The 11,205-nt window shown below is 70.5% G+C and carries 6 protein-coding genes and 1 pseudogene; 6 read left to right on the forward strand and 1 reads right to left on the reverse strand.

The genetic code is table 11. The features are described from left to right. Nucleotides 1-99: 99 nt before the first annotated feature. On the reverse strand, nt 100-810 hold the full coding sequence (locus tag H4281_RS13605; RefSeq protein ID WP_182891241.1) for a TetR/AcrR family transcriptional regulator C-terminal domain-containing protein: 711 nt from the start codon (nt 808-810) through the stop codon (nt 100-102). Nucleotides 811-880: 70 nt separating this feature from the next. On the opposite strand from H4281_RS13605, the gene H4281_RS13610 reads away from it, so the two are divergent. From H4281_RS13610 to H4281_RS13635, 6 genes and pseudogenes are all read left to right on the forward strand, one after another. Next, entirely contained in the window at nt 881-1,300 is a 420-nt protein-coding gene (locus H4281_RS13610; RefSeq protein ID WP_312872104.1) for a hypothetical protein, read from the forward strand. A gap of 111 nt (nt 1,301-1,411) precedes the next feature. Then, nucleotides 1,412-1,642, forward strand: a complete 231-nt coding sequence (locus H4281_RS13615) for a hypothetical protein (RefSeq protein WP_116206740.1) — start codon at nt 1,412-1,414, stop codon at nt 1,640-1,642. Between the two features lie 23 nt (nt 1,643-1,665). Further along, nucleotides 1,666-2,406, forward strand: coding sequence for an ABC transporter ATP-binding protein (locus H4281_RS13620; protein ID WP_237596938.1), 741 nt, complete (start codon nt 1,666-1,668; stop codon nt 2,404-2,406). After that, nucleotides 2,403-4,955, forward strand: a complete 2,553-nt coding sequence (locus H4281_RS13625) for an ABC transporter permease (protein ID WP_312872105.1) — start codon at nt 2,403-2,405, stop codon at nt 4,953-4,955. Before H4281_RS13620 ends, H4281_RS13625 begins: the two co-directional genes overlap by 4 nt. A 100-nt stretch (nt 4,956-5,055) precedes the next feature. Then, the gene (locus tag H4281_RS13630) at nt 5,056-5,934 is read left to right on the forward strand and encodes a nucleotide disphospho-sugar-binding domain-containing protein (protein ID WP_220507162.1); all 879 of its coding nucleotides are present in this window, start codon (nt 5,056-5,058) and stop codon (nt 5,932-5,934) included. 218 nt (nt 5,935-6,152) lie between these two features. Further along, nucleotides 6,153-11,168, forward strand: a pseudogene (locus H4281_RS13635) (type I polyketide synthase); the annotation flags it as partial. Nucleotides 11,169-11,205 lie beyond the last annotated feature (37 nt).

The raw sequence follows: 11,205 nt of genomic DNA on the forward strand, positions 1-11,205 counted from the left end.
GTGGGGTGGCTCGAACCGTGGGGCGCAGTGGTGCGGTTTTAGGGTCGTGAGGCAACTCTGAGGGAAGCTGATTCCCGCAGAGTTCCCTCACGACCTTGGTTACGGGAGCAGTGCGGCGATTCCGTCCAGGACTCGCTCCAGGGCGAAGTCCTCGGGGGCGGCGGCTGGGTAGTGGTGGGATTCCGCTAGTTCCGCCAGGTGCGGGTAATCGCCTTCGGCTAAGCGTGGTTGCAGGAAGGCGCGGACGTCAGCTGCGTACTCGGTCGACTCCGGCGAGTCCGGGTCGGAAGTCGTTCTGCGGCGGTCCGCGGTGGCTCGGACTACGGCGGAGACCAGTTCCGCGCACGATAAGGCGTCTACTGTGGACAAACCGGCCTCGGTGAAGACGGCCAGGAGTTGTTCGGTCCAGCGGAGGCGGTGCGGGGTCAGGCCCGCGCGGACGTCCAGGAGCCAAGGGCGGGCGGCGTAGCGTTTCGATGCCGCGTCTGCCCAGGCGCGGACGGCCGAGCGCCAATCCAGGTCGGCGGGGGTCGGCGGGGGCGGGCCGAAGCCGGATTCGGCCAGGAGGATCAGCAGTTCGTCTTTCGAGCTCACGTAGCGGTACAGCGCGTTGGTCGTGAGCCCGAGCGCGGACGCGATGTTGGGCAGCGACGCGGCTGTCAGGCCTTCGGTGTCGGCCAGCTCGACGGCTGCCGCCACCACCGCTTCGACGGTGTGCGACGGCTTCGGTCCTCGGCGGGGGCGCGGGGCTCCCAGCCAGGCCGGGGCCAGGCCCGGCGGCAGGGCTCGGGGATCGGGCTCGATCGGCATCTTTCGCTCCGGTACGTCTTTCAGTAAACTGTGCAAGTCTTACACTGATCTGGTCTGGGGGCGAGCCAACGTGAGCGAGACCAACCGGTTCGGGTTCGGGAAGGTCACCGAGCTGGACCGGAAGCTGGCGGCGGCCGAGGTCGAGCACGCCCGCTCCGAGGGCGCTTGCGATGGGCAGGAAGCCGCACGCAGGCTGGCCCGGATCCGGCTCGCCGGCTCGCACGCGGCGTTGCGGGCCGCTGTCGAAGGGCGTACCTCGGCGTCGCCGCCTCCGCTGCTGGAGGCCGCGCCGAGGCTCGCGTTCGTGCTCTGGGTGGCGGTCGCGGCGGTGAACACGCTGGTCTGGTTCGGCATCGGCGTCATCGGCGGGCAGTGGGACCCGCTGTGGCTGCTCTGGGTGCTGCTCGGCGGCGGACTGCTGGCCGGAGGCGTGTGGAGCGTCCGGGACTTCGACCGGCGGGCCCGCGCCTCGGCGGGCGGCGCGTCCTGAGGCAAACCCCTCCCCGGGGGTCTGGGGTTCCCCGATCAGCGGGGGTCCGCTAAACTGTTCAAGCCTTACACAATTAATCCCGACTCCGTCGAAGCCGTATTGGGGGGCCTCATGTCGGAGAGCACCGAGAAGACCCGCTCCGGGAGCGGACTCGCTCGCCGCATCGTCACGATCGCCTGGGCCGCCGTCACCGGCGTTCAGTTCGTGATCTGGCTGCTGATGAGTCTCATCAGCATGTCGTTCAAATCGCCCTTCTGGCTGTGGACGCTGGGCGGAGGCGCCATCGTGCTCGCGGTGTGGTGGTCGCTCGACCGCCGCGGTTCCGGGAACGGATCGGAGTGAACGACGTGCCCACCACTACTTCCGTGGCAACGCCCGTCCAGCTGGACGGGGTGCGCAAGACCTACGGCCGCGGCGAGAGCGCGGTCGAAGCGCTCGCCGGCGTGTCCGTCGCCTTCCCGGCGGGCACCTTCACCGCGGTGATGGGCCCGTCCGGTTCCGGCAAGAGCACGCTGCTGCACTGCGCGGCCGGGCTGGACACGCCGACCTCGGGCACGGTGACCCTCGTCGGGACCGATCTCAAGGGCAAGAACGAAACACAGCTCACCGAACTGCGCCGGGAACACGTCGCGTTCATTTTCCAGTCGTTCAACCTGATGCCGGCGCTGAACGTGGAGCAGAACGTCACGCTGCCCACGCTGCTGGCCGGCCGCACGCCGGACAAGGCGTGGGTGGACCAGGTGATCGCGCGCGTCGGGCTGTCCCAGCGCGTGAAGCACCGGCCCGGCGAGCTGTCCGGCGGGCAGCAGCAGCGCGTCGCGATCGCCCGCGCGCTCGCCGCCCGTCCGGCCGTGGTGTTCGCCGACGAGCCCACCGGCGCGCTCGACACCACCACCGCGCTCGAGGTCCTCGGCCTGATGCGCGAGCTGGTCGGCGCGGGCCAGACCATCGTGATGGTCACCCACGACCCGGTCGCGGCGTCCCACGCGGACAACGTGCTGTTCCTGGTCGACGGGCAGATCGTCACGCAGATGGCCACGCCGACCGTCGACCAGGTGGCGAGCACCCTGGCGCACCTCGGCGAGCAAGCGAGGAGGCAGCGGTGAACTCGCGGCGAGTGGTGCTCGCGCTCGCGCTGTCGAGCCTCCGGTACCGCGCGGCGGCTTCGCTCGCGTCGTTCGTCGCGATCCTCATCGGCTGCGGTCTGCTGATCGCGTGCGCCGGGCTTTTCGAGACGGCGATCGTGCTGAAGGCGGCGCCGCAGCGGCTGTCCGCGGCTCCGCTCGTCGTCGGCGGGTCCGCCGGGTTCAAGCTGCCGGACGAGGAATCCCAGGTCGTACCGTACGCCGAGCGCGCGGTGCTGCCGGAGGACCAGATCGCGAAGATCACCGCGGTGCAGGGGGTCGGGCAGGCGGTGCCGGACGTGTCGTTCGCGACGGTCCTGCTGCACGACGGCGCGCCTGAGCCAGGTGCGTCTGTCCTTTCCGGACACGGCTGGGATTCGGCTTCGCTGGGCGGATACAAGCTCACCGAAGGCGCGGCTCCGAACACGCCGGGCCAGGTCGTGCTCGACGCGGCCACCGCATCGGCGGCCGGCCTGCACGCGGGTTCGGCCGTCGACCTGGCGGTGAACGGGCAGCGGCAGTCGTTCCAGATTTCCGGCGTCGCGGAGCCCGCCCAAACCGTGAAGTCGCCCGCGTTCTTCTTCTCGGTCGCGGACGCCCAGCGGTTCAACCCGCATCCCGGCACGGTCGGGCTCGTCGGCGTTTTCCCCGCCGACGGCGTCGACGCGACCGAGCTGGCGGGCAAGATCTCCGAACAGGTTCCTTCGCTCACCGTGCTGACCGGCGACGATCGCGGTTCGGCGGAATTCCTCGGCGTGAGCGGAAGCCAGCTGCCGCTGATCCTGCTCGCCGCGGTGTTCGGCGGCATGGTGCTGGTCGTGATGGCGCTGGTGGCTTCCGCGACGATCAGCCTCACCGTCCGGCAGCGGCAGCAGGAACTCGCGCTGCTGCGGGCGACCGGCGCGACGCCGAAACAGGTGCACCGCATGGTCGTCATGGAGACGATGGCGGTCGGCGCGATCGCCGCGGTGTGCGGGGCGTTCCTGGGCAGCCTGCTCGGGAACTGGATCTTCAGCACCAGCGGCTCGCTCGGCATCGTGCCGGACGAACTCGCCTTCACCCAGGACATCATCGCGTTCGCGGCGGGGATCGTCGCCACGCTCGCGATCACCTTCGGGGCCGCGTGGTTCGCCGCGCTGGCCGCCGCCCGGGCCCGGCCGATCCAGGCACTGGCCGAAGCGGCGATCCCGGGCGTCAAGGTCAACGCGTTACGCCGCATGGGTGCGCTGATCTGCGGCGCGGCCACGGTTTTGCTCGCCGCGACCACGATCTTCATGCCCGCCGACACCGCCGCGGCGATCGGCGGTCCGGCGGTGCTCACCGGCGCGATCGGCGTCGCGCTGCTCGGGCCGGAGATCATCGCGTGGGTGGTGGACCGGTTCGGTCCGTTCGTGCGCCGGGTCGCCGGCCGCGACGCCACGCTCGCGGTCATCAACACCCGGGCGCGGGCCGTCGCGTTCGCCGCGGTGCTCACGCCGATCACGCTCGCCAGCGCGGTCGCGCTCGGCAACGTGTATTCCGAGACCACCGCCCAAAAAGCGCAGATCGCCGCTTATGCCGGGCAGCTGAAGGCAGACGCGGTGCTCACCTCGGCCGCGGGCGGGTTCTCGCCGGACGAGCTCGCGCAGATCCGCAGCACGCCGGGGGTTTCGACCTCGTCGCCGCTCGTCATCAGCTCCGGCTGGGTCGAGGAACCCTACGACGGCAACGGAAGCGACCCGTTGCGGTTGCTGGGCGTCGCCGCGCAGGACCAGGGCGGCACGGTGCTCGCCACCGAGGTCACCGAAGGCTCGCTCACGGCACTGCGCGGGAATTCCGTGGCGCTGCCCGCGTCGGTCGCCGAGAAGCTCGAGGTCAAGGTCGGCTCCCAGATCAAGATGCGGCTCGGCGACGGGGCGCAGGTCCCGGTGACCGTGGTCGCGCTGCTGGACAGCCCGTCCAGTTACGCGAGCATGGTGCTGCCCGCCGATCTGCTGGCCGCGCACACCACCAGCGGCCTCGCGTCGCAGGTGCTCGTGCGGGGCGGCGACGCCGGCGCGATCGTGTCGGCGCTGTCCGACCGGGCGAAGGACTGGCCCGGAGTCACGGTCGGCGACGACAGTGCGCTCGCCGCGAGTTTCCAGGCGAGTGCCGACGTCGAGGCGCTGATCAACTACCTGCTGGCCGTGCTCGCCATCGCGTACGCCGCGATCGCCGCGGTGAACACGCTTTCGGTAGCCGTGCTGGCCCGTCGGCGGGAGTTCGGCGCGCAACGGCTCGCCGGTGCGGATCGCGGACAGGTGAAGCGGATGCTGTTCGTGGAAGGCGGGATCGTGGCGGTGACCGGGCTCGTGCTCGGCATCGTGATCTCGCTCTTCACCGTGGTGCCGATGGCGCTGACCACCGGCGAGATCATCCCGTCCGGACCGGTCTGGGTGTTCCTCGCCGTGGTGCTCGCGATCTTCCTGATCGTGTGGCCGGCGACCTCGCTCTCGGCAAGGCTGGCGATGCGCCGCAACGCCATCGAAGCGGTGAAAATGCCCGGCCAGTAACGGTTTCTAGGGGTACGCCGGGCCGGCCCGGGGTGGTTAGTCTCGTGCGGACTGTCCACGCCGGGCCGGCCCGGTTTTCGTCGTATCTGGAGTGATCCCCATGCGTGTACTCCTGGCCGCGCCGTCCTCGACGGCCCGTCTGCACACCCTGGTGCCGCTCGCCTGGGCGCTCCGGACCGCCGGGCACGACGTGAAAATCGCCGGACGGCCCGCGTTCGTCGAGGACATCCTCCGTACCGGCTGCGTCGCGGCCGAGCTCGAGGACGGCGACGCGGAGCTGACCGAATCCGCCGCGCTGGCCGAGTTCGCGCGGCTGTGGCGGCCCGCCGTGGTGGTGTCGAACGCGCCGGCCGGAATCGCCGCCGCCCGCGAGGTCGGTGCCAAGGCGGTTCGCGTGCTCGGGCCTCAGGACGAACTCGACGCCGCTGCGGACCACACGTTCGACCTCGTGCCGCCTTCGTTGCGCGACAACGGTCCGTCAGGCGACCCGCTGCGGCACGTGCCGTACTTCGGTCCGGTCGAGATCCCCAACTGGCTGCGCCGCAAGGCCCGCCGCGCTCGCATTCTCCTGTCGCTGGACGATCCTTCCTGGTATGAGTCTGTCTTCAGTGTACTGTCCGATGTGGACGCAGAGCTGGTTTGTGCCGCGGAGTTGCCAGCCGGGCTTGCGTTGCCGCAGAAGGTGAAGCTCGTCGACTCCGCGCCTCCGGCCGCCGTGTTGCCGACGTGTGCGGCAGTGGTGCACGACGGTAACGAGACGTTGGCGCTTGCCGCGGTGGCGTACGGGCTGCCGCAGCTGTCGTTGGCCGAGTCTGCTTTCGGCACTCGCGTCACCGCCGCGGGCGCGGGAATTTCCGGTGCGGCGGAAGGGATTTCCCGGCTGACGGACGAAACGCTTCGCGCCGGTGCGGACGCGTTGCGCGCGGAGGTGGCCGCGTTGCCAGCCCCTCGCGCGGTCGCCGCCGCCCTGGCCAGCTGAATGTGGGGCCGCTAGGGGTGGGGGCACGCCAGCGCCGTCGGTAGCGTTCCCGACGTGGCACTTTCCACCCTTTTTCGCGGTTAGGCGGGGCGATTGGCGTGAGTAGCGACTTCCAGTCCGGCGGCGAGAACGAGCGCAAACTGCTCGCCTACCTCAAACGCGCGACGACTGATCTTCGCGAAGCGAAGCGGGCATTGCAGGAAACGCGCGAGCGCGACGGCGAGCCGATCGCGATCGTCGGCATGGCCTGCCGGTACCCCGGCGGCGTCACGTCGCCCGAGGACCTGTGGAACCTCGTCGCCACCGGAACCGACGCCATCGGCGGCTTCCCGGAGGACCGCGGCTGGCCGCTGGACACGCTGTACGACCCGGCCGGCGAACGGCCCGGCACCACGAACACGCGCGAAGCCGGTTTTCTTTACGACGCGGCGGAATTCGACCCGGAGTTCTTCGGGATCTCGCCGCGCGAGGCGCTCGCCATGGACGCACAGCAGCGGATCCTGCTGGAGACCTCGTGGACCGCCCTGGAACGCGCCGGGATCGTGCCGGAGACGTTGCGCGGCAGCGAAACCGGTGTGTTCACCGGCGTCATGTACCACGACTACGCCGGGCACGCGGCCGCCGGCAGCGTCGTCTCGGGCCGGGTCGCTTACGCGCTCGGCCTTGAGGGCCCGGCGGTGAGCGTGGACACCGCGTGCTCGTCGTCGCTCGTCGCGCTCCACTGGGCAGCGCAGGCTCTCCGTCGCGGCGACTGTTCGCTGGCACTGGTCGGCGGCGTCACGGTGATGGCCACTCCCGAAACTTTCGTGTACTTCTCCGAGCAGCGCGGGCTTTCCGACGACGGCCGGTGCAAGGCCTTCGCCGCCGCGGCCGACGGAACGGGCTGGGGCGAAGGCGCGGGTGTCCTCGTGGTGGAGCGGCTTTCCGAAGCCCGCCGCAACGGTCACCAGGTGCTCGCCGTGATCCGCGGCTCCGCGGTGAACTCCGACGGCGCGTCGAGCGGACTGACTGTCCCTAATGGACCGGCACAGCAGCGAGTGATCCGCCAAGCGCTGGAATCCGCCGGGCTGACCACGGCGGACGTGGATCTCGTCGAGGGCCACGGCACCGGCACGAAGCTCGGCGACCCGATCGAGGCGCAGGCGCTGCTGGCGACCTACGGCCAGGACCGTGCTGAGCCGCTGTGGCTGGGCTCGCTCAAATCGAACATCGGACACACTCAGGCCGCGGCTGGGGTCGGCGGCGTGATCAAGGTGGTGGAAGCGATCCGGCACGGCGTGCTGCCGAAGACGCTGCACGTTGACGCGCCCTCGCCGCACGTCGACTGGTCGGCTGGCGAGGTCGAGCTGCTCACCGAGGCCCGCCCGTGGCCGGAGACCGGGCGCGCCCGGCGCGCCGCGGTGTCGTCGTTCGGGATCAGCGGCACCAACGCGCACGTGATTGTCGAACAGGCCGAGCCGGCCGAGGACGCCGCTGCACCAGCCGAGGTTCCGGTGCTTGCCTGGCCGGTGTCCGCGGACACCGCCGACACGCTCGACGCTCAGCTGAAGCAACTCGCGGCTGTCGAAGGCTCGCCGACCGATATCGGCTTCTCCCTGGCCGCCACCCGGTCCATGCTCGACCACCGCGCCGTGCTCGTCGGTGCCACGCGAGATGAGCTGCGCGAAGTCCGGGATCGTCGCACCAACGGCCGTACCGCGTTCCTCTTCACCGGACAAGGTGCACAGCGCGCGGGGATGGGCAGCGAACTCGCCGCGAAGTACCCGGTGTTCGCCGAGGCTTTCGACGCTGTGTGCGCCGAACTCGACCCGCACTTGGACCGTCCGCTGAAGACAGTCCTCGATGATGCCGCCGAACTGGAGCGCACTGGCTTCACGCAGCCCGCGTTGTTCGCGGTCGAGGTCGCGCTGTTCCGGCTGCTCGCGTCGTGGGGGATCAAACCGGACTTCCTGCTCGGCCATTCGATTGGCGAACTGGCTGCCGCGCACGTTGCCGGGATTCTCTCGCTCGCGGACGCGGCGTCGCTGGTCGGTGCGCGGGCGCGGCTGATGCAGGCGCTGCCGCCCGGCGGATCGATGGTGGCGCTGCAGGCGACCGAGGACGAGGTCACGCCGCACCTGACCGCTCAGGTCAGCATCGCCGCGATCAACGGCCCGGACTCGGTGGTCCTCTCCGGCACTGAAGAGGCTGTTTCGAAAGTGGTGGCCGAGTTCGACGGACGGAAGTCTTCGAAGCTCAAGGTGTCGCACGCGTTCCATTCGCCGCTGATGGAGCCGATGCTCGCGGAATTCGCCGTCGCAGCCGAGAAACTCACCTACGCGAAGCCGCAGATCCCGATCGTCTCCACGGTCGGTGCCGACGAGGATCTGTCCACTCCGGACTACTGGGTGCGTCAGGTGCGCGCCGCAGTCCGGTTTCACGCTGGGGTCCAGACTCTGGTGGACGAAGGCGTCCGGACGTTTGTCGAGATTGGACCGTCCGCGGTGCTCACCGCCGCTGCGCAGAACGGATTCGACGACGACATTCTCGCGTTCGTCCCGGCCCTGCGTAAGGACCGAGGAGAAGCGGTCACGGCGGTCACCGCCTTCGCGACGCTGCACGCCCGCGGCGTCCCGGTCGACTGGACCGCGTTCTACCCGGGCGCGCGCCGCGTGGAGGTGCCGACCTACGCCTTCCGCCGCACCCGCTACTGGCTCCCTGCCGACACGACCAGCGGCGACGCGACCGAACACGGCCAGCAGCCCGCCGAACACCCAATGCTGAGCTCCGTCGTCCGCCTGCCGGAGACCGACGCCGTGGTGCTCACCGGACGGCTGTCCACCAGCAGCGTCGGCTGGGTCGCCGACCACGTCGTCCTCGGCACGGTTCTGGTTCCTGGAACGGCATTTGTCGAGCTAGTGCACCGCGCCGCCGACGAGGCTGGATGCGCACACATCGAGGAACTCACCCTCGAAGCACCGCTCACCCTCACCGAAAGCGCATCGCTCCAGGTCTCCGTCGAAGGACCGGACGAGAACGGCCGCCGCGCCGTAACCGTCCACTCGCGACAAGACAGCGCCGGATCCTGGACCCGCCACGCGAGCGGTTTCGTTGCCCCGACTGCGGAACCACCGTCATTCGACCTCACCGAATGGCCGCCCGCCGGTGCCGCCAAGGTCGAGCTGGACGACCCGTACGCGACCCTTGCCGCCTTGGGCTACGACTACGGCCCGGCTTTCCAGGGCCTGCAAGCGATGTGGCAGGACGGCGACGTCATCTACGCGGAGGTCTCGCTGCCCGACGGTGCCGAGGCACGCGACTATGGTGTTCACCCCGCCCTGCTCGACGCTGCCATGCACGCGCAACTCCTCGGCCCGGCTCCCGAAGGCGGTGCCGAACCGATGCTGCCGTTCTCGTTCAGCGGCACCACGGTGCACTCGCCGGGCGCATCGTCGCTGCGAGTCCGCGTCGCCCCGGCGGGCACCGACGCGATCACCCTGCAGATCGCGGATGCCACCGGCGGCCCGGTGCTCACCGTCGAGGCACTCGCCGCGCGGGCGCTGAAGCTGGCCCCGGCGAAGGACGCGCTGTACCGCGTCACTTGGGAGCCCGTCGCGAACACCGGTGAGCAGCACGACTTCCGGATCCTTGAAGTGTCCACTCCGGAGTGTCGAGTACCGGAGGCAGCGCGTGCCGTCGCCGCGGAAGTGCGCTCCGCGATCCAGGAAACGCTCGACGGCGACGGCCGGCTCGCGGTGGTCACACGCGGTGCGGTGTCCGTGCACGGCGAGGACGTCGACCCGGCGCTGGCCTCGGCCTGGGGCCTCGTCCGCGCGGCCGCGGCGGAAAACCCCGGCCGGTTCGCGCTGGCCGACGGCGATCCGGAAGCGGCGTTGGCCACCGGCGAACCCGAAACGGCGGTCCGCGACGGCCAGGTCTTCACTCCGCGCTTCGCCACCGTCGCCGCGGAACTGACCGAGCTGAACTGGGACAAGGTGCTGGTCACCGGTGGTACCGGCGGACTCGGCGCGGTCGTCGCCCGGCACCTGGTGACCAAGCACGGCGTACGGAACCTCGTGCTGACCAGCCGCAGAGGAGCGAACGCACCCGGGGCGTCCGAGCTGCGCGATGAGCTGACCACACTCGGCGCGACCGTCGCGGTCGAGAGCTGCGACGTCACTGACGCGGAGTCCGTGCGGAACCTCCTCGCCAAGGTCGGCCCGCTCTCCGCGGTCATCCACGCGGCGGGCGTGCCGTCGGCCGGTCGCGTCGAGACGCTCACCGAGGAGGAGACCGCCCGCGTCTTCGCCCCGAAGGTCGACGGTGCCTGGAACCTGCACGAGCTGACAGGCGACCTCGACGCGTTCGTCCTGTTCTCGTCTGCCGCCAGCACGATCCTCGCCGCCGGGCAGGCCGGGTACGCCGCGGCGAACGCGTTCCTGGACGAACTGGCCGAACACCGTCGGGCACAAGGACTTCCGGCGACCTCGCTGTGCTGGGGCGCGTGGTCCGAAGACGGCGGCATGGCGGGCGAACTGTCCGAAGCGGACTTCCGCCGCCTCCGCCGGCTGGGCACGCCGCCGATGGCGACCGCCGAAGCCCTCGCGCTGCTGGACGCCTGTCTCGCCTCGTCCGAACCCGTGCTCGCCCCGGTCCGTTTGGACCAGTCCGCACTCCGCGCGCGGACCGACGACCTGCCGCCAGTGCTCCGGGGCATGGTGCGCCGTGCGGTCAAGAAGACTCCGGCGCCCGCGACCCGGCTGGCGACCGTCCCCGAGGCCGAGCGCGAGGCGTACCTGCTCGGTGTGGTGTCGGAGCAGGTCGCGGCGATCCTCGGCTTCGCCGGCGCCACGGCGGTCGAGCCGGAACGCGCGTTCCAGGAGATGGGTTTCGACTCCCTCACCTCCGTCGAACTGCGCAACCAGCTCGGCGCGCGCACCGGGCTCAAGCTGACCGCGACCATCGTGTTCGACCATCCGACCCCGGCCGCGCTGGCGCGGCGGCTGCACGAGCTGCTCGGCGTGGGCCGCGGCCCGGCCGAACCGCTGCTCAGCGAGATCGACCGGCTGGAAACCCTCCTCGGCGGCGCGGCCGGAACGCTGAACGGGTCGACCGCCAAGGTCGCCGCGCGGCTGGACGCCTTGGTGCGCAAGTGGGCCGACGCGCACGCCGGAGCCGCAACCGAAGCCGATCTGGACGAGGCCACCGACGACGAGCTGTTTGCCGTCCTGGACGACGAATTGGGCATCTCATGAACGGGCAGACCATGAGCAACGAGGACAAGCTCCGCGA

Origin of the sequence: Amycolatopsis dendrobii (assembly GCF_014145675.1) — a bacterium.
Classification (GTDB): domain Bacteria; phylum Actinomycetota; class Actinomycetes; order Mycobacteriales; family Pseudonocardiaceae; genus Amycolatopsis; species Amycolatopsis dendrobii.

Coding starts and splice junctions, on each gene's coding strand:
- H4281_RS13630 (WP_220507162.1), top strand. CDS start 5,056: ATGCGTGTACTCCTGGCCGCGCCGTCCTCGACGGCCCGTCTGCACACC.
- H4281_RS13605 (WP_182891241.1), bottom strand. CDS start 810: ATGCCGATCGAGCCCGATCCCCGAGCCCTGCCGCCGGGCCTGGCCCCG.
- H4281_RS13615 (WP_116206740.1), top strand. CDS start 1,412: ATGTCGGAGAGCACCGAGAAGACCCGCTCCGGGAGCGGACTCGCTCGC.